This window comes from Streptomyces sp. A1136, from assembly GCF_004795055.1.
In the GTDB taxonomy this organism is placed as follows: domain Bacteria; phylum Actinomycetota; class Actinomycetes; order Streptomycetales; family Streptomycetaceae; genus Streptomyces.
On the sequence record NZ_SSBJ01000051.1, the window covers coordinates 1 to 26,464 of the forward strand.

Below are 26,464 nucleotides of genomic sequence, written 5' to 3' on the forward strand. Positions count from 1 at the left end.
GGGCCGGACGGGCCGGGCGCGAGGCACCGGGGACGGTGTACCGCTGCTGGTCGCAGGTTGAGGACGGCCGGCTGGCGGCGTACCCCTCGCCGGAGATCCGGCTCGCCGACCTGGCGTCGTCCACCGCGCCGACCGCCCGCAGTACCTCCCGCGCGGCGGCCATCGCCCCGCCGGGCGGCGCGTCCAGCAGGGCGAGTCCCGCGGCGTCGGGGTCGCCCCAGCAGGCCGCCTGGAGCGCGAACGCCGCCAGGTCGGCGAGCCGGATCTCCGGCGAGGGGTACGCCGCCAGCCGGCCGTCCTCAACCTGCGACCAGCAGCGGTACACCGTCCCCGGTGCCTCGCGCCCGGCCCGTCCGGCCCGCTGCCGGCCCGCCGCCCGGGACGCCCGTACGGTCGCCAGGGCTCCCAGGCCCCGCGCGTGGTCCACCCGGGGTTCGCGGGCCAGCCCCGAGTCCACGACCACCCGTACGCCCGGCACGGTCAGGCTCGACTCCGCGACCGCCGTCGCCAGGATCACCCGGCGGTGCGGGGCCGGCGTCAGCGCCGCCTCCTGGACGGACGCCGGTGCCCGGCCGTGGAGCTGGAGCACTTCCGCGTCCACGCCGTCCAGCTGCCCGGCGACCCGGGCGAGCTCGCCGACGCCGGGCAGGAAGCACAGGACGTCGCCCAAACGTTCCGCCAGCGCCCGTCGCACCACCGAGGCCACATGCGTCAGCTGCGCCGGATCCACCCGCATCCCGTGCGGCGGTCGCACCGGACGGGCCGGGGGAGCCCACACCGTCTCCACCGGGTACGAGACGCCCCGGGCCTCCACCACCGGCGCGTCCCCCAGCAGGCGGGCCCAGCCGGCCGCGTCCGTCGTCGCCGACGCGGCGATCAGGCGCAGCTCCGGGCGCAGGGTGGCGCGTACGTCCAAGAGGAACGCGGCGGCCGTGTCGGCGTCCAGGTGCCGCTCGTGGCACTCGTCGAGGACCACCACGTCGACCCCGGTCAGCTCCTGGTCCCGCTGGAGTCGCTGGAGCAGCACGCCGGTGGTCATCACCTCCACCGCCGTGCGCGGGCCGACCGTCCGTTCCCCGCGCACGGTGAAGCCGACCGACTCCCCGACGTCCTCGCCCAGCAGCCACGCCATCCGCCGCGCCGCCGCCCGGACGGCGATCCGCCGAGGCTCGGCCACCACGACCCGGCGTCGCCGGCCGCCCCCCACCAGTCCCGCCAGCACCAGCGGCACCAGGGTGGTCTTACCGGTCCCGGGCGGTGCGCACAGCACGGCGGCGCCGTGCGCCTCCAGCGCCGACACGAGGGCGGGCACGGCCTCCCGTACCGGGAGGGCGTCGAGGTCGGCGGTGCGGACCTGGCGGTTCAAGGGGGTCAGTCCCTCTCGCAGACGAAGATCGCGGTGCCGGGGATCAGGTTGCCGCGCAGCGGGGACCAGCCGCCCCACTCCTGGTCGTTCCAGGCGGGCCACTCCGGCTCGACCAGGTCCACCAGGCGGAACCCGCCCGCGACGACGTCCCGTACCCGGTCGCCGATCGTGCGGTGGTGTTCCACGTAGACCGCGCGGCCCTGCTCGTCCTGCTCGACGTACGGCGTCCGGTCGAAGTAGGAGGCCGCGACGGACAGCCCCTCCGGGCCGGGTTCGTCGGGGAAGGCCCAGCGGATGGGGTGGGTGACGGAGAAGACCCAGCGCCCGCCGGGGCGCAGCACGCGGTGGACCTCGCGCATCACGTTCACCGGGGCGGAGACGAAGGGGACGGCGCCGTAGGCGGAGCACGCCAGGTCGAAGGAGCCGTCGCGGAAGGGCAGCCGGCCGGCGTCGGCCTCCACGAGCCCGACCCCCGGCACGTCGTCGCCGCCGATGCGCAGGGCGTGCTGGAGCTGGCGGTGCGAGAGGTCGAGGGCCACCGGCCGGGCGCCGCGGGCGGCCAGCCAGCGCGAACACTGGGCGGCGCCGGCGCCGATCTCCAGTACGTCCTTGCCCCTGAGCGAGTCGGCCGGGCCCAGGAGGGCGGCCTGTGCCTCGTCCAGGCCCTCCGGCCCCCAGATGAAGCGGTCGTCGCCGAGGAAGGCGCCGTGCTCGCTCTGGTACTCGTCGGCGTTGCGGTCCCACCAGCCCCGGCTCGCCCGGCTGCTCTCGGTCTCGTCCGCCTCGCGGCGGGTCGCCTCGGCGCCGTCCTCGCCCTCCTCGCCGTCGTCGGCCGCGCCGGTAGATTCGAACGCGTCTTCGGGAAGGTAGTCCTCTTTGTTCATGGGGCCCGTCGTCGTAGTCTGCGAGAAATGAGGGCGGCGAGCCATCGAGCCTTCCCCGCCAGCGATTTGTGCCGGTAATGCGGCGATCCGCCCGGGGTGTGCGCCTTCGCGCATTGACCCTGTCCGGCTGCCCCCGTATGCTACAAGTTGCGCTGCGAGCCTGTGCTCCTCAGACCTAGCAGGCTGCGCTTGCTTCTGTTGATGTCCCCTCGGTTTTCGAGGCCCTACCGCTTCTGTGGATTCGGGGCTTCCTTGGCTGTCCGGCTTCGGCAGTTGCCGATAAGGGCTCCCGGCGTAGCAGTACCTACGACTTTCTGTCCGTAACCGGAGCCCTTTCCCACATGACGAGCAGCACCGAGACCACCGCCACCACCCCTCCGCAGGTAGCGGTCAACGACATCGGCGACGCGGACGCGTTCCTCGCGGCGATCGACGAGACGATCAAGTACTTCAACGACGGCGACATCGTCGACGGCGTCATCGTCAAGGTGGACCGGGACGAGGTTCTCCTCGACATCGGTTACAAGACGGAAGGCGTGATCCCGAGCCGTGAGCTCTCGATCAAGCACGACGTCGACCCGAACGAGGTCGTCAAGGTCGGCGACGAGATCGAGGCCCTGGTTCTCCAGAAGGAGGACAAGGAAGGCCGTCTGATCCTGTCCAAGAAGCGCGCTCAGTACGAGCGTGCCTGGGGCACGATCGAGAAGATCAAGGAAGAAGACGGCATCGTCACCGGTACCGTCATCGAGGTCGTCAAGGGTGGTCTCATCCTCGACATCGGCCTCCGTGGCTTCCTGCCGGCCTCTCTCGTCGAGATGCGTCGCGTCCGCGACCTCCAGCCCTACGTGGGCAAGGAGCTCGAGGCGAAGATCATCGAGCTGGACAAGAACCGCAACAACGTGGTCCTGTCCCGCCGTGCCTGGCTCGAGCAGACCCAGTCCGAGGTTCGCCAGACGTTCCTCACCACCCTGCAGAAGGGTCAGGTCCGCTCCGGCGTCGTTTCCTCGATCGTCAACTTCGGTGCCTTCGTGGACCTGGGTGGCGTCGACGGTCTCGTGCACGTCTCCGAGCTGTCCTGGAAGCACATCGACCACCCCTCCGAGGTTGTCGAGGTCGGCCAGGAAGTCACCGTCGAGGTCCTCGACGTCGACATGGACCGCGAGCGTGTCTCCCTGTCGCTGAAGGCGACGCAGGAGGACCCGTGGCAGCAGTTCGCCCGGACCCACCAGATCGGTCAGGTCGTCCCGGGTAAGGTCACCAAGCTGGTTCCGTTCGGTGCGTTCGTCCGCGTGGACGAGGGCATCGAGGGTCTGGTCCACATCTCCGAGCTGGCCGAGCGCCACGTGGAGATCCCGGAGCAGGTCGTCCAGGTCAACGACGAGATCTTCGTCAAGGTCATCGACATCGACCTGGAGCGTCGCCGGATCTCGCTGTCCCTCAAGCAGGCCAACGAGTCCTTCGGTACCGACCCGGCGTCGGTCGAGTTCGACCCGACCCTGTACGGCATGGCCGCGTCCTACGACGACCAGGGCAACTACATCTACCCCGAGGGCTTCGACCCCGAGACCAACGACTGGCTCGAGGGCTACGAGACCCAGCGCGAGACGTGGGAGCGCCAGTACGCCGAGGCGCAGGTCCGCTTCGAGCAGCACCAGGCGCAGGTCATCAAGAGCCGCGAGGCCGACGAGGCCGCTGCCGCCGAGGGCGCTGCCGCCCCGGCCGCCGGTGGCAACGCCGGTGCGGGCAACATCTCGGGTGGCTCCTACTCCTCCGAGGGCTCGGACGAGACCTCCGGCGCCCTGGCGTCGGACGAGGCCCTCGCCGCGCTCCGCGAGAAGCTGGCCGGCGGCCAGAGCTGATCGAGGCAACGCGTCACGCTCGCACCGCGGTGTGAGAGTGGATTGAGCCGAACGGTAAGGCCCGTCCCCTTCGGGGGGCGGGCCTTACCGCGTTTTTCGCCCCGGACCGGCCCCCGGGCCGACGCCGGGCTCACCCGGGCCGGTGCCGCCCACGCGTAGATTCCTAGGGAAGGCGGCCAACTGGGGAATGGTGACGCCTCCTTGGGCGTTCTTGCAGAGAACGCGGCGAGGAGGAGTGGTGGCGGTGCTTGATCCACAGGGTTTGTACGAATGGGACGCCAAGGGCCTGGCGGTGGCCGACCTGGCGCTGGCCCAGGACTCGGCCGGGCTGGTCATGCTCTACCACCTGGAGGGGTACATCGACGCGGGCGAGGCCGGTGAGCAGATCGTCGAGCGTCTCCTGGACACGCTGCCGCACCAGGTCGTGGCCCGCTTCGACGCCGACCGGCTCGTCGACTACCGGGCCCGGCGCCCGCTGCTGACGTTCCAGCGCGACCACTGGACGGACTTCGAGGAGCCCAAGCTGGAGGTGCGCCTCGTGCAGGACGCCACCGGCGCGCCGTTCCTGCTGCTGTCCGGCCCCGAGCCGGACGTGGAATGGGAGCGTTTCGCCGTCGCCGTACGGCAGATCGTCGAGCGCCTGGGCGTGCGCCTCTCCGTCAACTTCCACGGCATCCCGATGGGCGTCCCGCACACCCGACCCGTGGGCATCACCCCGCACGGCAACCGCACCGACCTGATGCCCGGGCACCGCAGCCCGTTCGACGAGGCGCAGGTGCCGGGGAGCGCGGAGTCCCTGGTCGAGTTCCGGCTGGGTCAGGCCGGGCACGACGTGCTCGGGGTCGCGGCCCACGTACCGCACTACGTGGCCCGCTCCCCGTACCCGGACGCGGCGCTGACGGTCCTGGAGGCGATCACCGCAGCGACGGGGCTCGTGCTCCCGGCCGTCGCGCACGCCCTGCGCACCGAGGCCCATCGAACCCAGACGGAGATCGACCGGCAGATCCGGGAGGGCGACGAGGAACTGGTCGCCCTGGTCCAGGGCCTGGAGCACCAGTACGACGCGGCGGCCGGCGCCGAGAGCCGCGGCAACATGATCGCGGAGCCCGCCGAGATCCCCTCGGCGGAGGAGCTCGGGCGCGAGTTCGAGCGGTTCCTGGCGGAGCGCGAGGGCGAGGGCTGATCCGCCGATGGCCCCGGCGGCCCCTGCGTCTAGGCTGCCGGGCATGCTGAAAGTGGGCCTGACGGGCGGAATCGGAGCCGGCAAGAGCGAAGTGTCGCGACTGCTGGCGGGGTACGGGGCGGTCATCGTGGACGCCGACCGCATCGCGCGGGAGGTCGTGGAGCCCGGGACGCCCGGGCTCGCGGCCGTCGTGGAGGCGTTCGGGGAGTCCGTGCTGACCGCGGAGGGGGCGCTGGACCGGCCGAAGCTGGGGGCGATCGTCTTCTCGGACCCGGAGAAGCTGCGGACGCTCAACGCCATCGTGCACCCCCTGGTCGGGGCCCGGTCCGCGGAACTGGAGGGCGCGGCGGGCGCCGACGCGATCGTGGTGCACGACGTACCGCTGCTCGCGGAGAACGGCCTGGCGCCGCTGTACGACCTGGTCGTGGTGGTGGACGCGTCGCCGCAGACCCAGTTGGCGCGGCTGACGGGACTGCGCGGCATGGCCGAGGAAGAGGCACGGGCCCGGATGGCGGCGCAGGCCACGCGGAAGCAGCGGCTGATGGTGGCGACCCTCGTGATCGACAACGACGGGCCGCTGGAGGCCTTGGAACCGCAGGTCCGGAAGGTCTGGGAGACGCTGACCGAGCGGGCCGCCAATACAGGAGCCTGACGGTCCCCCGGAGCGGGCGGCGCGGGCCGGGAAGCGGCGCGTGAAGGCGCCCGCAGAGGGAAGGAAAGACAACGTGTCCGACACCACGCCGCCCTCGCAGCCGCCCTCGTCCGGGTCCCCCGACCCGTCCGGCCCGTCGGGTCCTTCCGGCGCCGCCAGCCCCGAGACGCACGTCATCGACTTCCGGGCAGCCGAGCAACTGCTGGCCGCCCGTGACCCGCGGGGCGCCGTCAAGCTGCTCGACTCGGTGATAGCCGCCCACCCCGAGAACACGGCGGCCCGGCTGTTGCGCGCCCGGGCCTTCTTCGCGACCGCGCAACTACGCCCGGCCGCTCTGGAGTTCGAACTGGTGCTGGAGCGCGAACCGGACAACGCGTACGCGCACTTCGCGCTCGCCCGGACCCACGAGCGGTCCGGACGGCGCGCGCAGGCCCGCAAGCACTTCCGGCTGGCCGCCGCGCTCGACCCGCAGCCCGAGTACCTGGCCGCCGCGCGCTTCGAGGACTAGGGCGGGCTTTGGACTTCCGCCCGGCCCGTGACGTCCGGCGCCGCGCCTCGCGCCGGGTCCCCCCGCCGGAAGGCGAAACGGCCCCCGCCGGGGGAGCGCGGGTTCAGCGGGGGCGCGGCGGCTCGTACGGGGGTACGTCGCGGCCGGGCTGGTAGTGCGGGCCCTGATGGATGTGGTGCGCGACCACGATCAGGTCCACCGCAGCCAGTACGGCGAGGGCCGCGCAGGCGGCCGCCCACCCGGGCCGGTCGGCCAGCGAGAAGAGGGCCGCCCCACCCGCGGCCCAGAGCAGCCCCCACAGGCTCAGCCACAACCGCAGCCGCAGCGGACTGCGGGCGGTCACCGGCTCGTTTCCGCTACGCATGACCATCGCCTCGGATCGCCTCGCACCACCGTGGTCCTCGCTTCCATAATCCCACCGGCGGGGCGGCCGAAGGGATGGTCGGCGGGGCGGTCGGAGGGGCGAAGGGCGCGGTCGTCACGGGACGAGTTTGTCCACGGCCGTGGTGGTCGTCTTCTTGAAGGCCGCCACGGGCGCGTCGGCGAGCGTGCCCATCCGCCCCCACTTCACGACGGTCACCGTCGCGCGGTCCCGGCCGATGCCGTAGAGGTGCGCGCCGGGCTCGGAGTCCGGGATCGACGTCTGGACCCCGTAGACATGGGCGCCCTCCTCGACCGGAAGCGTGCCGTAGTCATGCCAGGAGGCCGTGCCGCCCGGTGTCGTGCGCAGCCAGTCCGCCGCGCACGCGGCGACCTGGCGTTCCACGGACGCGGCGAGGGCGGCGGCAGCGGAGGCCGAGGCGGCGCGCACGGAGATCTGCGTTGCGCCGGTGTCGTAGTCGGTGGTGAAGACGCGGTGCCGGCCGCCGGTGGTCGGGAGCGCCTTCTCAAGGCAGAACGGCGCGCTCTCGGGCAGGCCTTTGGTCACCTTCCCCGCGTACCAGGGCGAGGAGGGGTGCGGAGGCAGATCGGTGCCGTCGAGGAACCCGGGCACGGTGGCGGCCGAGGCGCTGGTCGGCCCGGCGAGCAGGAGGGCGGCGGCCGCGGTGGCGGTGGCCGCGAGGACGGTGGTGAAGCGTCGGAGCATGGTCGGCTGGTCCCCGTTTCCGGTCGGTGGTGGTCGGGGGGTTACTACCCCGGCGGGGGTGGCGCGGGGCGATGGTCCGCGGATCGGGACGGAACCGGGACACGAAAGGCCGGCGGGCCCGCGCCACGGCCTGACCAGATCGACAAAGACGCAGGTCAGAGGGCGTTGTCGGTGGGGCCACCTAGACTCGGCGGCAGAGAAGAACACCGCACCACGAACCACCCGACCACCGCACCAGCCCGACGATCGAACCGACCGAGGACCGGGAAGGAGGACCACTGTGGGCACCACCGCGACATCGGCGTCCCGGGCGTACGCGCGGACGCGGGAGCCGGCACCGGCGTCGGCCCTGTCACCGCCGTCGGCGCTGCTGCGGCATGCCGCCGTGTTCCTTCCCGCGGCCGTCCCCCGCCAGGGGCGGGTGGCGTTCTGGTGTCCGGAGGGGGACGCGCTTCCCGAGGACGCGTTCGACGGGGACGCGCCGCCCGAGGACGTCAGGGCGGCCCCGCTCGCCGTCGTCCGGCCGCACGGCGAAGGCGTCCGTACCCGTACGGTCCCCTCCGTCAGCCTCTCGGTCGGTGCCGCGCTGCCGCTGCTGGTCCTGGCCGCCCGCAGCAGGGCCGCACACCCCGCCACCCGTGCCTGGGGCACCGCCGCCGTGCAGGCGCTCGCGCTCGTCGCACGCGGACGGCTCCTCCCGGGTCTCACCGCCGACGGCGTCGACGCGTGGCGAGCCGGGCCGCTCGACGCGCAGGACGTGGCCCATGCGCGCGCGATCGCCGCCGCGCTGCCCCACGAGGGGTACGCCACCCCGCTCGCCGGTCGCCGCCCGCTGCGACTGCCGGAACCGGAGGCGCTGGTCCGGGCCTTCCTCGACTCCGTCGCGGACAGCATGCCGCGCACCCCCGCCGCGCCCGTGGCCGCCGGCCGGCCCTTCGCGGCTCGGGAACCGCAGCGGGTGCCGGGGATGGCGGAATGGGCCGCCCAGGTAGCGGCCGGGGCGGACACGGGCGTGGGGATCTCCCTGCGACTGGACCTGTCCTCGTTCCGACTCTTCGACGAGGCCGAGCCCGAGGACACCCGCCGCGCCGGGGCCGCCGTGGTCCAGGTGCACAGCCTCGCCGATCCGACGCTGGTCACCGACGCGGAACAGCTCTGGGCGGGAACGGCCGCCGCCGGGTTCGGCCCGCGCGCCCGCATCGACGCCGTACTCGCGCTGCGCCGGGCGGCGCGGGTGTGGCCACCGCTCCTGCGCCTGCTGGACCAGCAGGTCCCCGATGTGCTGGCCCTCTCCGATCCGGAGCTGGACGACCTGCTGGGCGTGGCCGCGACGCGGCTGGCCGAGGCCGGGGTCACGGTCCACTGGCCGCGCGAGTTGGCCCGTACGCTGTCGGCGACCGCCGTCGTCCGCTCGGCGGCGCCCGGGTCCGCCATCGAGGGCACCGCCTTCTTCGACGCGCGGAACCTCTTCACCTTCTCCTGGGAGCTGGCGCTGGGCGGCGACCGGCTCACCCCGGGGGAGATGGACGCGCTGGCGCGGGCGCACCGGCCCGTGGTGCGGCTGCGCGACCAGTGGGTGCGGGTCGACCCGGACCTGGTGCGCAAGGCCCGCAAGCGGCAGTTGGGGCTGCTGGACCCGGTGGACGCGCTGGCCACCGTACTGACCGGGACGGCCGAGGTCGGCGGCGAGCCGGTGGAAGCGGTACCCGTCGGCGCGCTGGCCGCACTGCGGGAGCGACTCACGGGCGAGCCGGCGCCCCTGCCGCAACCCGCCGGGTTGAAGGCGACCCTGCGCGACTACCAGGCCCGGGGACTGGCCTGGCTGGACCTGATGACCTCGCTCGGCCTCGGTGCCTGTCTCGCCGACGACATGGGCCTGGGCAAGACCGTCACGCTGATCGCCCTGCACCTCCACCGGGACCGGGACGAGCCGACGTTGGTCGTGTGTCCGGCGTCACTGCTGGGCAACTGGCAGCGGGAGATCGAGAAGTTCGCGCCGGGGACCCCCGTGCGCCGGTTCCACGGGAGCAGCCGCAACCTGGAGGGCCTGGCCGGCGGCTTCGTCCTCACCACCTACGGGACCATGCGGGCCAGTGCCGCCAAGCTGGCCGAGCCGAGCTGGGGCATGGTCGTCGCGGACGAGGCGCAGCACGTCAAGAATCCCCACTCGGCGACCGCGAAGGCGCTGCGCACCATCCCGACCCCGGCCCGGGTGGCGTTGACCGGCACCCCGGTGGAGAACAACCTGTCCGAGCTGTGGGCGCTGCTCGACTGGACCACGCCCGGTCTGCTGGGCCCGTTGACCACGTTCCGGGCCCGTCATGCCCGCCCGGTGGAGCACCAGACGGAGGAGGACGGGGGCAACGAGGAGGCCGTCGCCCGACTGGCGGCCCTGGTCCGCCCGTTCCTGCTGCGCCGCAAGAAGTCCGATCCGGGGATCGCCCCGGAGCTCCCGCCGAAGACGGAGACCGACCACCCGGTGTCCCTCACCCGCGAGCAGGCCTCGCTGTACCAGGCGGCGGTGGACGAGGCGATGGCCGTGATCGAGTCGAGCGAGGGCATCGAACGACGCGGCATGATCATGAAACTGCTGACCTCGCTCAAGCAGATCTGCAACCACCCCGCGCAGTTCTTGGGCGGGCACGGCCTGGGCGGGCACGGCCTGGGCGGGCACGGCCCGAGTGGGCACGCCGGGAATCGGCAGCGTCCGGGCGGGCGCGCCCCCGGGGAAGGGCAGCCCCGCATCGAGCACCGTTCCGGCAAGTTGGCCCTGCTGGACGAACTGCTCGACACGATCCTGGCCGAGGGCGGCTCGGCGTTGGTGTTCACCCAGTACGTGACGATGGCCCGCATCATCGAGCGGCACCTCGCCGCTCGGGGGGTCGCCCACCAGCTCCTGCACGGGGGGACTCCCATCGCGACCCGGGAGCGGCTGGTCGATCGCTTCCAGGCCGGTGAAGTCCCCGTGTTCCTGCTGTCGTTGAAGGCGGCGGGCACCGGGCTGAACCTGACCCGGGCCGGGCACGTCATCCACTTCGACCGCTGGTGGAACCCGGCCGTCGAGGAGCAGGCCACCGACCGAGCCTACCGGATCGGGCAGACCCAGCCAGTGCAGGTCCACCGGATCATCGCGGAGGGCACCGTCGAGGACCGGATCGCCGAGATGCTGGAGGCGAAGCGGGCCTTGGCCGACGCCGTTCTCGGCTCGGGTGAGGCGGCGCTGACGGAGCTGACCGACCGCGAGCTGGCCGACCTCGTCTCGCTGCGGAGGCCGACGTGATCACCGCCCGGGACGACCGCCGTCGTACCTTCGAGACCGTGCCGCCCGGCGTCGAGGCGCAGACCTGGTGGGGGCGGGCCTGGGTGGCCGCTCTGGAGGAGCGCTCGCACGACGCGGCCCGGTTGGCGCGTGGGCTGGCGTACGCGGAGGAGGGCCACGTCGACGCCGTGACGATCACCCCGGGGCGGATCGTGGCGTACGTCCGGGGCAGCCGGGCCCGCCCGTACCGCACGGAACTGACGGTGGCGGCCTTCGCGGACGCCGAGTGGGGTGACGTACTGGAGGCCGTCGCGGCCGATCCGGCGGCGCTGGCCGGGCTGCTGGAGGGGGAGGTCCCGACGTCCCTCGCCGATACCGTGCTGCCGGGCGCGGGGGAGCTCGTCCCGCGCTGCTCCTGCCCGGACGTGGGCCGTCCGCCCTGCAAGCACGCGGCGGCGCTGTGTTACCGGGCCGCCCGGCTCCTGGACGAGGACCCGTTCGTGCTGCTGCTCCTGCGCGGGCGCGGGGAGCGGGAGTTGCTGGCGGAGCTGGCCCGGCGCAACGCCGCCCACGCCGCACGCGAACGGCCCGACGCGGAGCCGGCGTTCCCCGCGGTGCCGGCCCGCGAGGCGCTGGCCCGGACCGGTCTGCCCCCGTTGCCGGCCCCGTGGAGGGTGCCCGACTCCGTGGGCCTGCCGCCCGCGTACCCGTCGGACGCCTCCGGGCCGGACCCGCTGGCGCTGGACCAGCTGGCGTCGGACGCCGCCGCCCGGGCGCTGGCCCTGCTGCGGACGGGCGACGACCCCCTCGCGGGCCTCACGCTGTGGCAGGACGCCGTCCGGCTGGCCTCCGCGCACCCCACGGCCGGGCTCACCGGCCCCGCCCGCACCCTCTACCGGGATCTGGCCCGCGCCACGGGCCGCACCACGACCGACCTCGCTCGGGGCGCGGCGGCCTGGCGCCAGGGGGGTCTGGCCGCCCTGACCGTCCTGGAGGAACCCTGGGACCCCCCGGCGGGCCCCTTCGACCGGGCCAGGCCCGCCCTCCTCGCAGCGGGCCGGGGTCCCTTCCGGCCCGACCGCAACCGGCTCAGCGCCCGCAGCCGGCAGCTCCGGCTGGGCCGCGAGGGCCTGTGGTACGCGTACGAGTCGCGGTCGGACGAGGAGGACTGGTGGCCCACAGGGACGCCCTCGGCGGACCCGGTCACCGCGTTGCGAGGATGAGCCGTTCGGCGCCCGAGCGGTTCGCCGTCAAGAGCGGACGCTCGATCTCTCGTCTGCCGTCGCGTCTGCCGTCGCTGTGCCGTCGCGTCGTGCGGACGTCGAACTCTTGGCCCTCGAACCGTTGGTCGCCGAGCCATCGCCGCGCGCGGCCTGCGGTCATGAAGTCGTGCGGTCGTTCTGTAGGGGTTACCCAGCACACGATGGAGTGAAATACGTACCGGCTCTATAACCCGTATGGGTCTACGGCGTTGTCTCCGGTGCGGGCGGCTTGCCCGTGAACTCCTCCGGAAGGCAGGGAATCTGATGCGTCACAGTCGTCGGAACGGCTTGATCGCGGCGGTGGTCGCGGGAGGTGGGGTGGCGGTCGCGGGGGTGAGCGGCTTCGCGTACGCCGATGCGGACGCGGGCGGCGCCGCCGTGCAATCGCCGGGGCTGCTCTCCGGGAACCTGGTGCAGCTGCCCGTGCACGCGCCGGTGAACGTGTGCGGCAACACGGTGAGCGTCGTCGGGGTGCTCGACCCGGCCGCCGGGAACCGCTGCGTCAACGACGCGCCCGGGGGAGGAGGCGGCCATCCGGGGCCGGGGGCATCGCAACCCGGCGGGTCCTCACACTCCTCGAAACCCGGGTCCGGCCACGGTTCGGGAGCCGTGGCCCAGGGGCGCGGAAAGGATTCGCCGGGGGTGCTGTCCGGTAACGGCATCCAGCTGCCCGTCGACCTGCCGCTGAATGTCAGCGGCAACTCGGTGGGCGTCGTCGGGGTCGGCAACGGAGCCGTGGGGAACACCTCCGTCAACGCTGCGACCCCCGCCAAGCCGGTCGCGCCGCCGGCCCCCCGGCCGTCCGTGACCCCCCGGCCGATCACCGCACCGGCCTCGCAGCCGACCACGGGCGCGCTGGCCCACACCGGGGCGGACGCCGTCGGCTACCTGCTGCCCGGCGGCGGGGCGCTCCTCCTCGGCGGAGTCCTGCTCTACCGCCGCTTCCGCCTCGGATGAAGGGTGTGTTCTGAAACCGCCCGGCCCGCGACGTCCGGCACCGCGCCTCGCCACGTTGTCGGCAGCGCCCGCTGACGCCCGGTAGGCGGGCGATCCTCCGCCCTGCGGTGCACGGCACCGGACGCCGGGGGGCCGCACCCTCCGGGCGCCCGGCGCTCCTGCCAGAACACGCCCAGGGAGCCGTCGCCGAAGTGACACCGACAAGGCCCGGGGCGTGCGGTGCGGACGCCCCGGCGGTGTCCTCGGGGCGCCCGGCGCCTCTTCCGCGACGCGCGCGGGCGGCGACACGGGTGGTGAAGGCGATACCCGCCGCGTACTCGGCCGCCTGGCACCGGCCCTTGTAGTGGCCGGAGGCGAAAGCCCTGAAGGCTCGCTCAGCCGCCGGCAGGGGCCGGCACAGGAGCGCCGTCGGGGTCGGACGGGCGCTGTGCGCCCCGGCGCGTACCGCGCTGCCCGCGGGCGGCGGCCGTACGGTCTGGTTCGACCGGGGCGGCAACCGCCAGGTGGGCTCCGGGGCGGCGGTCCGCGCTCAGCCGGCCCGGTCCGAGAGCACCGGTCCCGCCGCCGGTTCGGGCCGCTCGCGCCAGCCGTTCAGGATCGCGTCGATCCGAGGCGCGAGCCTGGCCCGCGCCGCGAAGCGGGGGACCCCCGCCATCAGGAGCGCGTCGTACTCGGTGTCCAGGTGGCGCACGGCGGCCCGGACCGCCACCGACACCGCCTGCTCGTCGAGGGCCCGGCCGGCCGCCGTGCGGCCCACTCGGCCGCTGCCCCGCAGCGAGGCGTGGGCCGCGATGGCCTGCGCGCGGTCGGCCGGGCACCCTGGGAACAACCGCAGGATCTCGGTGGCGAAGGCCGCGGTGAACCGGGTGTCCTCGGCCGCGCGGCGCAGACGGTCCCGCGCCCGGCGACGGGCCCGCGCCTCGGCGTCGGCGAGACAGGCCCGCTCCGCGCGCGTCAACGCCTCCTCCTCCACGAGCAGCCCCTGCCGTTCGTAGCGGTGGCGCCGCTTGTGGAGGCGCACCACGACGGCGGACAGCGAACTCGCCTCCCGCGCCCGCCGGGTGAGCGCCGCGTCGCCGCGCGGCAGGTACACCAGGTGCCCGAGGTCGACGCAGTCGAGACAACGGGGTACACCGGCCTCGCGGGCGACGAGCCTGAGCGGCCCCCGCCGGCACTCGGCGCAATGGATGTGCTTCGGCGACTCGAAGACGACGAGACTCATGACGGAGTGATACCGCCGTTCGGGGCCCATATCACCTTGCGCGTGCGGGTTGTTGGCTTTTCATCAATTCACACTGGACGGTGTCATGTCCGCCTAACGTCCCTTGGATGGGGCATCTTTCGGCCCATGGAGGAGGGCACATGGGTGCATGGCAGGCGACGGCGCGGCGTCCCAGAGCGACCGATGCCTCGGACCTCATCGGCCGGGAGATCGTGATAGCGCCCGGGGAGTGCACGGGATGGCACTACCACGACGTCCCGCTGATGGCGGTGGTCAAATGCGGGACGCTGACCCGCGTCCTGCACGACGACACGGTGGAGGTGCACCCGGCCGGGACCACCTTCGTGGAGCCCCCGGGCATCGACCACATCCACCTCGGCCGCAACCTGGGCACCGATCCGGTCGTACTCCAGGTGACCTGTTCCCTAGCCGAGGACGCCCCCTGGTCGGTACCGACCCCTGCCCCGGCCACCGCCACGCCCTGCGGTTGCCCCGGCCACGCCGGGTGAGGAAGCCCGCCCCGCCCGCCTGCCACAGGGGTCAGACCAGTCGGCGTATCTCCCCGCGCACCCGGTAGAAGCCCCCCGGCGCGGCGTGCAGCCCGTCCACCACGTACCGGGCGCCGGCCTCCCGTATCCCGCGCGGGAACTGCACCTTCCACGAGGGTTCGAAGCCGCCGGAGACCACCTGGACCCGCACCCGGCCGTCTTGCAAAACGCACTCCACCACCACACCGTCCGCCGACGCGGCGCCCACCGGGACCGTCGCCACCGCCGCGGGTGACGCGGGAGGGGTGAACACGGGCAGCGCCGCGGCCGACTTCACGTCCACGGCGGCCGGGACCGAGCCCTGCCGGGCCGCCGTGACCGCCGCCTCGCTCGCGTCCACGCACACCAGCGAACCGTCGGTGGTCACCAGGTACAGCCGCTCGTCCAGGTACTGCATGGACAGCGCCGCACCGCTGCCCGTGCCCAGCTTCCACAACCGCCGTCCCGACGCGTCGAAGCAGTACACGGAGGAGGCGAGGTCCCCGGCGAACACGTGCCGGCCGTCAGGGGAGGTCGCGCAGGAGTACACCGCCGCGTCGCACCGGTAGGAGGCCTCCACCGCGCCCGTCGCCTTCGACAGCCGCTGCACGGTGTTGCGGCCGGTGCCCGCGTACACCGCGGTGTCCTCCTGCCAGCCGAACAGCACCGATCCGTCCGTCGGGGTGTGCCACAACTCCCGCCCTCCGTCCGGGGCGTAGGCGGTGACGCCTCCGCTGTGACCGTGGTAGACCGCCCGCTCGTCCGCCCGGACCATCCAGGCGTTGGACCCGGCCGACCGGCGCGACCACTGGAACTCGTCCTCGTGGTCGATGACGGTCAATCCGCCGCTGCGGTCGGAGACGTTGAGCACGCCCTCGCGGATGTCCAGCCAGAAGATGTCCACATCCGCGGCTATGTCGTACGCCCCGAACGGCACCTTCGACGACAGGTCGTACACCGTGCCGTCGTCACACCCCGCGTATATCCAAAACTCGTCCGCCACCAGGCACTTCACCCCGTCCGGCAGGGAGTACCGGGCCAGTACCTCGCCGCCGTGGCTGAGCGTGTAGACGTCCCCCGCCTGATTGCCCACCCAGCAGCGGTCCTCATCCACATGGATGCCGAACGCGGAGGAGCCCGTACGGAAGCGCCACAGCACCGGGGCCACCGCGCGCGCCGTCGACGGCGCCGAGGTCACCTGTCGACGGGTCACCGACCGCCCCGCGCGGGCCCCGCGCACCGCCGGGGCGTACCCCTTGCGGACCTTCTCGCCGATCTTCTTGGCGGCGGCCGCCCGGGCCTTCTCCGCCGTGGGGAAGGAAAAGTCCTGGAGCCGGCCGTCGGCGCCGATGCGCCCGTACCGCACGCAGACGGCCGTGCCGTCCACGGTCACCTCGTAGAACTTGTGCGCCCCTCCGTCGTCCTGCGACAACTCCAGGTACGTCGTCTCCCGCGTCATGACAGACCCCTCCCCAAGGCCGGGCCGACGACTTCGATCCGCGCCGGTGATCCCTCCTGAAAAACGCTACGGGCGACCACTGACAATGGGCTCGTGCAGCTGGAACCGATCACCTGGCAGCGGCTGGCCGAGCGGCTCGCCGATCACCTCGACGTACGCGAACCCGCTCGGGACGAGGCGGGTTGGCGGAGGGTCGGCATCGACGGCGCGCCCGCCGCCGACACGGGATCGGCCACGGACCACCTGGCCGATGCCCTGCGCTCGCGCGGCCGCCCGGTCCTCGTGGTGGCGGCCGACGGCTTCCTGCGTCCCGCCTCCCTGCGCTTCGAGTACGGCCGCGAGGACGTGGACGCCTACCTCGGCGGCTGGTACGACACGGCCGCCCTGTGGCGCGAGGTGTTCGGCCCGACCGACCCGGGCGGTACCGGGCGCGTACTGCCCGACCTGTGGGACCCCGTGACCGACCGGGCCACGCGCAGCCCGTACGCCGAACTGCCGCCCGGGGGCGTCCTGATCGTGCACGGCCCACTGCTGCTGGGCCACTGGTTCCCCTTCGACCTCAGCGTCCACGTCCACCTCTCCACAGGGGCGCTGGCCCGTCGTACGGAGGACTCCGCGCGCTGGACCCTTCCCGCCTTCGCCCGCTACGAGGCCGAGACCGATCCGGCGTCGATCGCGGACGTCCTGGTGAGGGCCGACGACCCTCGCCACCCGGCGTGGGCCGGCATCCGCGGGGCTGCCGGCTGACGAGATCGGGCCCGCACCCCGCGGCACCGTGACGGACGTCCCCACTCCGCAACAACCCCGTCCCCGCCCGGTGGCGAACCGGAACAGGCCATCGTGATGGCCGACGATCGCGGGCCGGCTTGCCGGGGACGCTTCGACGGCCGCCCCGTACGGCGCCTTGGCAGAGGGAGACCGCGATGAGCAGATGTCCGAAGGCCGGCGGCACTGGCCGCGCCGGCCCTGTCCGCGAGCCTGGCCCTGACGGGCTGCAACGGTGACACCGAAGCGGGAGCCGCCGCTTCGACGCCGGGCAGCACGCCCAGCGCGACGCCCGCCCCGCCCTCGGCCCCGGTCGGCGGTGCGCTGCCCTCCCCGGTGAAGCCCACGGCGAAGGCGACACCGGCCGCCGCCTCCCCGTCCGCCACCGCGCCCGGCAAACCCAAGCCGTCGGCCCCCGTGCCCGGCCGCGCCTCCAAGGCGCCGAGCCCGCCGGACGAGGTCGCCGTCTACCGCTACACCCCCGAAGGCGGCTTCTCCGGCCTGATCGTCAGGCACGACCACTGGGGTTGCCCCGGCCCGGCGGCGCCGCCCACTTCGAGACGGTCGGCGACGAGAGCTTCATCCCGATGGCCGAGGACGCCAAGATCACCGCGCTCACCCCGATCGTCGCGAGCTCGGTGTGCAGGCCGATCACCCTCCACGAGCTCAGCACCGGCTCGTCGCCCACCCGGACAAGGGCCTGGTGTTCCACTACAACGTGGGCAAGTCGGGAGCCGTCGACACGCTCGGCCAGGAGGAGTACACGGCGTGAGCGGCGGGCCGGCCGCCCGGCCGGGTGACCGCCAAGGCGGCGGCGCGGCAGCCCGCGCGGGCGGCATCCGCCGGGCCGGCGCCCGCCAGCCGGGCCGCCAGGAAGCCCCCGGTGAAGGCGTCCCCCGCGCCCGTGGAGTCCACCGCCTCGGCCGCCTCCGCCCCCACCTCGGCGGTGATCCGACCCGCTTCGGCGACCAGCGCCCCCGCCGCCCCCCGGGTGACCACCACCAGCGGTATCCGCCGGCTCAGTTCCGCCGCCGCGAGCGCCACCCCGGCCGACCCCGGCAGGCCGGCCAGCAGGGCGGCCTCGTTCTCGTTGGGCAGGAGTACGTCCACCCCCGCCACGGCGGCCAGGAAGCGCTCCGGACCCAGCGTGGCGAGGAAGCCCGCCGAGGCCGGGTCCACGCTCACCGGAATCCCCCGGGCGCGTGCCTCCCGCAGGGCGACCAGGGCCAGCTCCCGGCTGGAGTCGGCGAAGAACAGGTACCCCGACAAGTGCAGGTGCGCGGCCCCGTCCAGCAGGGCGGGCGCCCAGTCGGCGGGGGACAGGCGCAGCGAGGCCCCGCTGTCGGTCAGGAACGTGCGCTCCGCGTCCTCGCCGACGAGCACCACCACCGTCCCCGTCGGCTCCTCGGGGTCGATCACCAGCCTCGGCCGCACCCCGGCGTCGACCAGCGCCCGCTCGTGCCAGCGCGCCGATTCCGCGCCCACCCGCGCGAGGAGGCGCACCTCCGCAGTACCCGTACGGGCGGCCCAGCAAGCCGCGTTGGCCCCCGCTCCGCCGGGCAGGGTCCGGATGCGCGCCGCCGTGTCGGTGGCCGGGGCCAGCGGCTGCGGATGTACCGCCACCACGTCCGTCACCACGTCCCCGACGACCAGTAACGCCCCGGTCATGCCCGCGCCGCCCACGCCCGTGCGATCCGCGCGCCGAGTCGCACGTTGCCCCGCACCGCGGCCAGGTTCGCCTCCAACGACGCCCCACCCGTCTCGCGCACCAGGAATCCCAGCAGGAACGGGGTAACCGCCTGCCCCGTGAGCCCCCGCTTCCGGCACTCGGCGAGCGCCTCGGCCAGCACGCGGTCGTGCAGTTCCGGATCCAACTGTTCCGCCTCCGCGACCGGATTGGCCACCAGCAGTGCGGACTCCGTCCCGCCGAGGGCGTCCTGGGCGGCCATCACCCGGGCCACCTCTTCCGGGCTGTGCACCGTCCAGTCCACCGGCTCCCCGGAACTGGCCAGGTAGAAACCGGGGAAGCGGTCCGTCCCGTACCCGAGCACCCCGACGCCCAGGGTCTCCAGCCGCTCCAGGGTGGCCGGGACGTCCAGGATCGACTTCACCCCCGCGCACACCACCGTCAGACGCGTGCGTGCCAGCAACGACAGGTCCGCCGACTCGTCCTGGCTACGCGTCCAGTCCCGGTGTACGCCGCCCAGCCCGCCCGTGGCGAAGACCCGCAGCCCCGCGCGCGCGGCCAGGAAGGCCGTCGCGGAGACGGTCGTCGCCCCCGTGGCGCCCGTCGCCAGAGCGGGCGCCAGGTCCCGGTGGCCGAGTTTGCGCACGCCGTCGCCGCCCGCGATCCGCTCCAGCGCGGCCTTGTCGAGGCCCGCGTACGCCACTCCGTCCAGGACCGCGACCGTCGCCGGGACCGCGCCTTCCGTACGCACCAAGGCCTCCAGCTCCAGGCCCACCGCCAGATTGCGCGGGCGGGGCAGGCCGTGGGCGATGATCGTCGACTCCAGTGCGACCACCGGCCGCCCCTCGGCCAGCGCGTCGCGCACCTCTTCCGACAGGACCGGTACCCCGGACGGGGATGCAGCTGCTCTGTGCTGTGACATGTCCCCATCCATGGCACGGGATCGCCGCCCCCAAACGCCGGGCCCCGCGCCCGTGCCGACAGCCTGGACAGGATGACGCGTTCCGAGCGTCCCGGATCGACGCTCTGGCCACCCCGCGGGCGTGGGGCCGGCCCTAGGCTTGCGCCCCATGAGCAGCAGTGAGCACAGCGCCCGCACCGCCTCCTTCGCCGTCTCCGTGCCGGACTTCCCGGACGTCGAACTGGAGGTCGAGGAGCTGGACCCGGACCGGATCGTCTCGGGAGAACCGGTCGTGACCGGCAAGGTGCTGTGGGAGGCCGAGGACGGTTCGCAGATCCGCGGGATCTGGCAGATCACCCCCGGCGTGGTCACGGACACCGAGGCGGACGAGCTCTTCGTGGTCGTGAGCGGTCGCGCCACCATCGAGGTCGAGGGCGGGACGACCCTGGAAGTGGGCCCCGGCTCCGCCTGCGTGCTCCGCGAGGGCGACAAGACGACCTGGACCGTCCACGAGACGCTGCGCAAGGCCTACCACATCAACTGCTGAACCCCCGCGCCACACGTGACGGCGCCCTGCCCCACGGCAACGGCCCCCGCCGCACCACCCGCCCGTCCCGCGCGGGGTCTACCCGTCCGCCCCCGCCCGGACCGCCCCGGGGTACCGGCGGGAGGTGAACAGCGCGAGCGCCGCCATCGGCAGCAGCAGCGCGGCGCCGATCGCGTTCAGCCAGCCGTAGCCGGCCTGGGACATCACCAGCCCGGCCACGGCGCCCCCGACGCCCGCGGCGGTGTTCATCGTGAGGTCGCTCAGGCCCTGTACGGCGGCCCGCGCGCCCTGCGGCACCGAGTCGGTCAGCAGCGCCGAGCCGGACACCATCCCGGCCGACCAGCCCAGCCCGAGCAGGAACAGCCCGAGCGCGCTCTGGCCGTGCCGATCGCCCGCCGTACCCGCCAGCAGCGCGGCGAGGCACAGCAGCCCGGCCCCGAGGCCGATGACGGACAGCCGTCCGAGCCGGTCCGCGAGCCACCCCATGACCGGCGAGAAGGCGAACATACCGGCGATGTGGCCGCTGATGACGAGGCCCACCAGCTTCAGTCCGGCGCCGTGGTGACCGAGGTCCATCGGGGTCATCACCATGATCGACACCATGGTGGTGTGGGACACCGCGACGGTGAGCAGGGCCAGACGGGCCCGGGGCGAGGCCTTCACGGCGGCGAACCCGGCGCGCAGCGAGCGACCCGCCGCGGGCTGCGCCGCCGGCGCCGACAGCGCACGCGCCGTCAGCAGCGGGTCGGGCCGCAGGAAGACGGCCAGCAGCGTGCCGGTGAGGACGAAGACGACGGCGGCCCACAGGAAGGGGCCCGCCGTCTGGGGTATGGAGGTGCCGGCGAAGCCGGCGGCGGCCGGGGCGGAGAGGTTCGGCCCGGCGACCGCCCCGATCGTGGAGGCCCAGACGACCACGGAGATCGCCCGCGCGCGACGGTCGGGCGCCGCGAGGTCCGCGGCGGCGAAGCGGGCCTGGAGGTTGGCGGAGGAGGCCGCGCCGAAGCAGGCCATGCCCAGCATCAGCAGCGGGAAGTTCCCGACCGAGGCGGCGAGCACCACGAGGAGGGCCCCGCAGGCACCGATCCCGTAGGCCAGGACCAGCCCGGCCCTGCGCCCCCGGGCCGTCATGAAGGCGGCGAGCGGCAGCGAGACCAGGGCGGTGCCGATCACGGAGGCGGTGGAGGCGAAGCCGGACAGGGACTCCGTACCGCTGACCTCGGTGGCCAGGACCGGGGCCAGGGCGATGCTGATGGGCACGCCCAGACCACCCAGCATCTGACTGGCGATCAGCACCGCGGTGATCCGTCGCCGCAACCGGGGCAGCTCCGCGGCCGTGACCGGCGCGACGGTGCGCCGGGCACCGGTGGGCGCCGTCACGCCCGGCACCCCCCTCGGGGGAGCGGCACGCGGGTGTAGGCGGCGAGGTGACCGCGCGCGGCGGCAGAAGTAGTCACCGCCGGAGTTTCCCACCCCTTACCGCATGGCGGAAGCCGGTAGGCGGCGGTGACACCCGGGCCCGCGCACCCCCCTGTGAGCGGCAGCGCCCCAAGATGCGACGGCCGGGGCGCCCCTCTTCGTCGCGGGCCCCCGCTCGCCCCGCCGCGCACGTCCCCGTGCGCCGCTCAGAACAGCGGTTCGGGCAGCACCCCCTCCAGTGCGAGCAGGACGCGCTTGGCCTCCACCCCGCCCCCGAAGCCGCCGATGCCGCCGTCGTTCTCCACGACCCGGTGGCAGGGGACGACCACCGGCAACGGATTGGACCCCATGGCGTTGCCCACCGCCTGGGCCGCGCCCGGCTGTCCGACGCGGGCGGCAAGCTCCCCGTACCCGACGACCTGACCGTAGGGCACCGAGCGGTCGAGCTCCAGCAGCACCTGGCGGTTGAAGCCGGAGCTGAGCCGCCAGTCCAGCGGCAGCTCGAAGCGCCGCAGCGAACCCGCGAAGTACGCCTTCACCTGGCGTATCGGCTCGGCGAGCAGCACCTCGCCGCCCGCTTCCGGCCGCCAGGCGTCCGCGCCCAGCCGGGAGACCAGCGAGCCGATCATCCGGTCGACCCGGTCCGGCCCGGCGTGGAACCCGACCCGGACCAAACCCTCCGGGGTCGCGGCAAGGAGGAGGGGTCCGACGCCACCGTCGACGACGGACCATTCGAGATGCGGCCCGCGGGGCCGCTCGGAGCTGTCCACGCGTCCACCGTACGGCCCGCCACCGACATCCCGGCCCGGCGTCGAACCGGGCCGCCCGGATCAGAACCAGCCCACCGCGTCCCGCACCACGTCGGGCGCGTTGGTGATGATCCCGTCCACTCCCATGCCCCGGACCTTGCGGGCGGTCGCCGCGTCGTCCACGATCCAGGTGTCCACCTCCATGGCCTTGCCGTGCGCGCCGCGGAGGCGGTGCACGGCCGCGACCCAGTCGGCCGAGATCGTCGTGTGCCACGGGTTGATCCGGTCGGTGAACGCGGCGTAGCGCGGCAGGTCGGCGACCTTGGGGGTGCCCAGGAAGGCCGTCACGATGTCCGGACGCAGGTCGTGCACGATCCGGATGGAGTCGGCGCTGAAGCTCTGCACCACCAGCCGGCGGTCCACGTGCGCCTCGTCGAGCCAGCCGAGCCCCTCCAGCAGGTCCAGGGTCTGCCGCTCGATCCCCGGGTAGAGCTCCGGCTTCTTGATCTCCAGCAGCAGCCGCTGCCGGTTGCGCTGGACCCGGTTCATGTAGCTGCGCAGGGTCGGTACGCGGGCGCCCGCGTACTCCTCGCTGAACCAGCTCCCCGCGTCCAGCCTGGCGATCTCCGCCGCCGTGAAGTCCTTGACGAGCCACGGCTTGCGATCTGGGAACACCTGCTCGACATTGGTGGTGCGGGCCAGACTGTCGTCGTGGACGACCACGAGTTCGCCGTCCTTGGTGCGCTGGACGTCGTTCTCGACCCAGGTCGCGCCGAGCCGCATGGCGAGGTCGATCGACTCCAGGGTGTTCTCCGGGGCGTACGCCGAAGCCCCCCGGTGGGCGTACACGACGGGGGCGGGCGAGCCGAACGGGCCCTTGCCCGAGGCGGGACGGCCCGCGGGGCCGGCGGCGGACGAGACCGTCGTGCCGAGCACGGTGAGGGTCAGGCCCAGGAAGGCGGCCGCGGCCGCGGCGGCGGGTCGGACGACGTACATGCGTTCTCCTCGGGTCGTGAGCCCCTGCCCCTGCCTCAAACAGGCGCGAAGCGGCAGACGTTGCGGCGATGCACTTCACGGCTATGCAGTTGACGGCGATGCACTTCACGGAGATCTGCCCCATGGAGATCCGCTGTATGGCGATCATGGGCGTGAAGATCACCGGGCCGCCACCGAACTACGACAAACGGACCAGGCCGCCGCCTACCGGACGGGTACGGCGAACGGCCGGGGCGCCGTCGCGGGGGGCCGCCGACCGGCGCGGGTGCGTGAGTGTCAGTGGAGGGTCGTACGGTGGAGTCATGCGGCCCGTATCGAAGATCGAACGCACGGTGGCGCCTTTCGAGGTCGTCAGCCCCTACCAGCCCAGCGGCGACCAGCCGGCGGCCATCGCCGAGCTGGAGAAGCGCATCCGTGCGGGTGAGAAGGACGTCGTACTCCTGGGCGCGACCGGCACCGGCAAGTCGGCGACCACCGCCTGGATGATCGAGCGGCTCCAGCGCCCCACCCTGGTGATGGCACCGAACAAGACCCTCGCCGCCCAGCTGGCGAACGAGTTCCGCGAGCTGCTGCCGAACAACGCCGTCGAGTACTTCGTCTCGTACTACGACTACTACCAGCCCGAGGCGTACGTACCGCAGTCGGACACGTACATCGAGAAGGACTCCTCGATCAACGAGGAGGTGGAGCGGCTGCGCCACTCCGCGACGAACTCGCTGCTGACCCGGCGGGACGTGATCGTCGTCGCGTCCGTGTCCTGCATCTACGGCCTCGGCACCCCACAGGAGTACGTCGACCGGATGGTCGCCCTCAAGGTCGGCGAGGAGATCGACCGGGACCAGCTGCTGCGCCGCTTCGTCGACATCCAGTACACCCGCAACGACCTCGCCTTCACCCGCGGCACCTTCAGGGTGCGCGGCGACACCATCGAGATCTTCCCGGTGTACGAGGAACTCGCCGTCCGCATCGAAATGTTCGGTGACGAGATCGAGGCGCTCTCCACCCTGCACCCGCTGACCGGCGAGGTCATCAGCGAGGACCGCGAGTTGTACGTCTTCCCCGCCAGCCACTACGTCGCCGGCCCCGAGCGCATGGAGAAGGCGATCGTCGGCATCGAGACGGAGCTGACGGAGCGGCTCGCCGAGCTGGAGAAGCAGGGCAAGCTGCTGGAGGCGCAGCGGCTGCGCATGCGCACCACCTACGACCTGGAGATGATGCGCCAGATCGGCTCCTGCTCCGGCATCGAGAACTACTCCCTCCACATGGACGACCGCGCCCCCGGCTCCGCCCCCAACACCCTCATCGACTACTTCCCCGAGGACTTCCTCCTCGTCATCGACGAGTCCCACGTCACCGTGCCCCAGATCGGCGCGATGTACGAGGGGGACGCCTCTCGCAAGCGGACGCTGGTGGACCACGGGTTCCGGCTGCCGTCGGCCCTGGACAACCGGCCGCTGAAGTGGGAGGAGTTCCAGGAGCGGATCGGCCAGACGGTGTACCTGTCGGCGACCCCCGGCAAGTACGAGCTCTCGCGCGGCGACGGCTTCGTCGAGCAGATCATCCGCCCCACCGGCCTCATCGACCCCGAAGTGGTGGTCAAGCCGACGGAGGGCCAGATCGACGACCTGGTGCACGAGATCCGTCAGCGGACGGAGAAGGACGAACGCGTCCTGGTCACCACCCTCACCAAGAAGATGGCCGAGGACCTGACCGACTACTTCCTGGAGCTCGGCATCCAGGTCCGCTACCTGCACAGCGACGTCGACACGCTGCGCCGCATCGAACTGCTGCGCGAGCTGCGCGCGGGTGAGTACGACGTGCTGGTCGGCATCAACCTGCTGCGCGAGGGCCTCGACCTGCCCGAGGTGTCGCTGGTCGCCATCCTCGACGCCGACAAGGAGGGCTTCCTCCGCTCGGGGACCTCCCTGATCCAGACCATCGGCCGCGCGGCGCGCAACGTCTCGGGTCAGGTCCACATGTACGCGGACAAGATGACCCCGGCGATGGAGAAGGCCATCGAGGAGACGAACCGGCGCCGCGAGAAGCAGATCGCCTACAACACGGCCAACGGCATCGACCCGCAGCCGCTGCGCAAGAAGATCAACGACATCGTGGCCACCATCGCGCGCGAGGAGCTCGACACCGAACAGCTGCTCGGCACCGGCTACCGCCAGGCGCGGGACGGCAAGGGCGCGAAGACGCCGGTCCCGGCCCTGGGCGCGGCGGCCGGTGGAAAGGCGGCCAAGGCGAAGGGCGCCAAGGGGGCCAAGACGGCCGAGCCGCTGACCGACCGTCCGGCCGCGGAACTGGCCGCGCTCATCGAGGAGATGACGCAGCGGATGAGGGCGGCGGCGGCCGAGCTCCAGTTCGAGGTCGCGGCCCGGATCCGGGACGAGGTGGGCGAGCTGAAGAAGGAGCTTCGCCAGATGAGGGAAGCGGGCCTCGCCTGACCCGGGGCAGGTCAGTAGGGTGGGCCACGGGCAGCCGCGGGTACGTGCCGCGGGCCCTCGTCGGGGTGGGTAGAGGAGAGGGGACATCGCGTGACGGTCAACATGACCAAGGGTCAGGCCATCAGTCTGCAGAAGCAGGACGGGGGCACCCTGACCGCGGTCCGGATGGGCCTCGGCTGGCAGGCGGCCAAGCGGCGCGGGCTGTTCGGCTCGCGGACCCGCGAGATCGACCTGGACGCGTCGGCGGTGCTCTTCGCCGACAAGCAGCCGGTGGACGTGGTGTTCTTCCGGCACCTGCAGAGCGACGACGGCTCCGTGCGGCACACCGGTGACAACCTCGTCGGCGGTGTCGGCCAGGGAGGGGACGACGAGGCGATCCTGGTCGACCTCCAGCGCGTGCCCGTGCACATCGACCAGATCGTCTTCACGGTGAACTCCTTCACCGGGCAGACCTTCCAGGAGGTGCAGAACGCCTTCTGCCGCATCGTCGACGAGACCAACGGCCAGGAACTGGCCCGTTACACCCTCGACGGCGGAGGCGCGTACACCGCGCAGATCATGGCGAAGGTGTCGCGCGTCGGCGCCGGCTGGCAGATGACGGCCCTGGGGACCCCGGCGAACGGCCGGACCTTCCAGGACCTGATGCCGGCGATCCTGCCGCACCTGTAGTCGCAGTCACAGTCACGCCGGGCAGTGGCACCGGTGGGGAACGGCGCCCGGCGGGCGCG

Annotated in this window: 24 protein-coding genes; 12 read left to right on the forward strand and 12 right to left on the reverse strand. The window is 73.2% G+C overall.

From position 1 onward, the window contains the following. Together E6R62_RS32865 and E6R62_RS32870 are read right to left on the reverse strand one after the other, a co-directional pair. Nucleotides 1-1,366: DEAD/DEAH box helicase (locus E6R62_RS32865; RefSeq protein WP_136217142.1), on the reverse strand; the 1,366-nt coding region annotated here is incomplete at its 3' end. Between the two features lie 5 nt (nt 1,367-1,371). Beyond that, entirely contained in the window at nt 1,372-2,250 is an 879-nt protein-coding gene (locus E6R62_RS32870; RefSeq protein WP_136217143.1) for a class I SAM-dependent methyltransferase, read from the reverse strand. 341 nt (nt 2,251-2,591) lie between these two features. Between E6R62_RS32870 and rpsA the strand changes: the two genes are divergently transcribed. The 4 genes from rpsA (at nt 2,592) to E6R62_RS32890 (ending at nt 6,452) form a co-directional block, all read left to right on the forward strand. Continuing rightward, complete coding sequence (gene rpsA, locus E6R62_RS32875) at nt 2,592-4,109, forward strand: 30S ribosomal protein S1 (RefSeq protein WP_136217144.1); 1,518 nt, start codon at nt 2,592-2,594, stop codon at nt 4,107-4,109. Between the two features lie 244 nt (nt 4,110-4,353). Further along, on the forward strand, nt 4,354-5,292 hold the full coding sequence (locus E6R62_RS32880) for a PAC2 family protein (RefSeq protein WP_136217145.1): 939 nt from the start codon (nt 4,354-4,356) through the stop codon (nt 5,290-5,292). A gap of 43 nt (nt 5,293-5,335) precedes the next feature. Next, the gene (gene coaE / locus E6R62_RS32885) at nt 5,336-5,944 is read left to right on the forward strand and encodes a dephospho-CoA kinase (RefSeq protein WP_136217146.1); all 609 of its coding nucleotides are present in this window, start codon (nt 5,336-5,338) and stop codon (nt 5,942-5,944) included. A 175-nt stretch (nt 5,945-6,119) separates the two neighbouring features. After that, nucleotides 6,120-6,452: a tetratricopeptide repeat protein gene (locus tag E6R62_RS32890; protein ID WP_240802036.1), complete on the forward strand. Its 333-nt coding sequence runs from the start codon at nt 6,120-6,122 to the stop codon at nt 6,450-6,452. A gap of 103 nt (nt 6,453-6,555) precedes the next feature. Here the strand turns inward: E6R62_RS32890 and E6R62_RS32895 are convergent, their stop codons facing one another. Together E6R62_RS32895 and E6R62_RS32900 are read right to left on the reverse strand one after the other, a co-directional pair. Next, nucleotides 6,556-6,816, reverse strand: a complete 261-nt coding sequence (locus E6R62_RS32895; RefSeq protein ID WP_136217148.1) for a DUF6343 family protein — start codon at nt 6,814-6,816, stop codon at nt 6,556-6,558. A 114-nt stretch (nt 6,817-6,930) separates the two neighbouring features. Further along, nucleotides 6,931-7,539 (reverse strand): hypothetical protein, encoded by a 609-nt coding sequence (locus E6R62_RS32900; RefSeq protein ID WP_136217149.1) that lies wholly within the window; start codon nt 7,537-7,539, stop codon nt 6,931-6,933. Between the two features lie 349 nt (nt 7,540-7,888). Here E6R62_RS32900 and E6R62_RS32905 point away from each other — a divergent pair, with 349 nt between their 5' ends. From E6R62_RS32905 to E6R62_RS32915, 3 genes are all read left to right on the forward strand, one after another. Further along, on the forward strand, nt 7,889-10,819 hold the full coding sequence (locus E6R62_RS32905) for a DEAD/DEAH box helicase (RefSeq protein WP_136217176.1): 2,931 nt from the start codon (nt 7,889-7,891) through the stop codon (nt 10,817-10,819). After that, on the forward strand, nt 10,816-12,021 hold the full coding sequence (locus E6R62_RS32910) for an SWIM zinc finger family protein (protein ID WP_136217150.1): 1,206 nt from the start codon (nt 10,816-10,818) through the stop codon (nt 12,019-12,021). The genes E6R62_RS32905 and E6R62_RS32910 overlap by 4 nt, the downstream gene beginning before the upstream one ends. 303 nt (nt 12,022-12,324) lie before the next feature. Beyond that, complete coding sequence (locus tag E6R62_RS32915) at nt 12,325-13,017, forward strand: chaplin (protein WP_136217151.1); 693 nt, start codon at nt 12,325-12,327, stop codon at nt 13,015-13,017. A 529-nt stretch (nt 13,018-13,546) separates the two neighbouring features. Here E6R62_RS32915 and E6R62_RS32920 read toward each other — a convergent pair. Then, nucleotides 13,547-14,239, reverse strand: a complete 693-nt coding sequence (locus E6R62_RS32920; protein ID WP_240802034.1) for a DUF2293 domain-containing protein — start codon at nt 14,237-14,239, stop codon at nt 13,547-13,549. A gap of 140 nt (nt 14,240-14,379) precedes the next feature. On the opposite strand from E6R62_RS32920, the gene E6R62_RS32925 reads away from it, so the two are divergent. Next, entirely contained in the window at nt 14,380-14,748 is a 369-nt protein-coding gene (locus E6R62_RS32925) for a cupin domain-containing protein (protein ID WP_136217153.1), read from the forward strand. 31 nt (nt 14,749-14,779) lie between these two features. Here the strand turns inward: E6R62_RS32925 and E6R62_RS32930 are convergent, their stop codons facing one another. Next, on the reverse strand, nt 14,780-16,225 hold the full coding sequence (locus E6R62_RS32930; RefSeq protein WP_136217154.1) for a WGR domain-containing protein: 1,446 nt from the start codon (nt 16,223-16,225) through the stop codon (nt 14,780-14,782). Nucleotides 16,226-16,318: 93 nt separating this feature from the next. Between E6R62_RS32930 and E6R62_RS32935 the strand changes: the two genes are divergently transcribed. Beyond that, nucleotides 16,319-16,972, forward strand: a complete 654-nt coding sequence (locus E6R62_RS32935; RefSeq protein ID WP_136217155.1) for a uridine kinase — start codon at nt 16,319-16,321, stop codon at nt 16,970-16,972. A 526-nt stretch (nt 16,973-17,498) separates the two neighbouring features. Here E6R62_RS32935 and E6R62_RS32940 read toward each other — a convergent pair. The 3 genes from E6R62_RS32940 to E6R62_RS32950 are packed head-to-tail and all read right to left on the reverse strand — an operon-like array spanning nt 17,499 to nt 19,599. After that, nucleotides 17,499-17,678 (reverse strand): hypothetical protein, encoded by a 180-nt coding sequence (locus E6R62_RS32940; RefSeq protein WP_136217156.1) that lies wholly within the window; start codon nt 17,676-17,678, stop codon nt 17,499-17,501. A gap of 23 nt (nt 17,679-17,701) precedes the next feature. After that, the gene (locus E6R62_RS32945; RefSeq protein ID WP_136217157.1) at nt 17,702-18,658 is read right to left on the reverse strand and encodes a carbohydrate kinase family protein; all 957 of its coding nucleotides are present in this window, start codon (nt 18,656-18,658) and stop codon (nt 17,702-17,704) included. Then, nucleotides 18,655-19,599 carry a pseudouridine-5'-phosphate glycosidase gene (locus E6R62_RS32950; RefSeq protein ID WP_136217158.1) on the reverse strand — a complete coding sequence of 315 codons (945 nt, stop codon included), beginning with the start codon at nt 19,597-19,599 and terminating at the stop codon, nt 18,655-18,657. The genes E6R62_RS32945 and E6R62_RS32950 overlap by 4 nt, the downstream gene beginning before the upstream one ends. A gap of 148 nt (nt 19,600-19,747) precedes the next feature. Between E6R62_RS32950 and E6R62_RS32955 the strand changes: the two genes are divergently transcribed. Then, the gene (locus E6R62_RS32955; RefSeq protein ID WP_136217159.1) at nt 19,748-20,125 is read left to right on the forward strand and encodes a cupin domain-containing protein; all 378 of its coding nucleotides are present in this window, start codon (nt 19,748-19,750) and stop codon (nt 20,123-20,125) included. A gap of 78 nt (nt 20,126-20,203) precedes the next feature. On the opposite strand, the gene E6R62_RS32960 is transcribed toward E6R62_RS32955, so the two are convergent. The 3 genes from E6R62_RS32960 to E6R62_RS32970 form a co-directional block, all read right to left on the reverse strand. After that, nucleotides 20,204-21,502, reverse strand: a complete 1,299-nt coding sequence (locus E6R62_RS32960; RefSeq protein WP_240802035.1) for an MFS transporter — start codon at nt 21,500-21,502, stop codon at nt 20,204-20,206. A 245-nt stretch (nt 21,503-21,747) separates the two neighbouring features. Next, on the reverse strand, nt 21,748-22,311 hold the full coding sequence (locus E6R62_RS32965; protein ID WP_136217161.1) for a methylated-DNA--[protein]-cysteine S-methyltransferase: 564 nt from the start codon (nt 22,309-22,311) through the stop codon (nt 21,748-21,750). A gap of 60 nt (nt 22,312-22,371) precedes the next feature. After that, a complete protein-coding gene (locus E6R62_RS32970) occupies nt 22,372-23,286 on the reverse strand; it encodes a glycerophosphodiester phosphodiesterase family protein (protein ID WP_136217162.1) in 915 nt (304 codons plus the stop codon). Between the two features lie 302 nt (nt 23,287-23,588). Between E6R62_RS32970 and uvrB the strand changes: the two genes are divergently transcribed. Together uvrB and E6R62_RS32980 are read left to right on the forward strand one after the other, a co-directional pair. Then, entirely contained in the window at nt 23,589-25,736 is a 2,148-nt protein-coding gene (gene uvrB, locus E6R62_RS32975) for an excinuclease ABC subunit UvrB (protein ID WP_136217163.1), read from the forward strand. A 90-nt stretch (nt 25,737-25,826) separates the two neighbouring features. Then, nucleotides 25,827-26,405: a TerD family protein gene (locus tag E6R62_RS32980; protein ID WP_136217164.1), complete on the forward strand. Its 579-nt coding sequence runs from the start codon at nt 25,827-25,829 to the stop codon at nt 26,403-26,405. Nucleotides 26,406-26,464 lie beyond the last annotated feature (59 nt).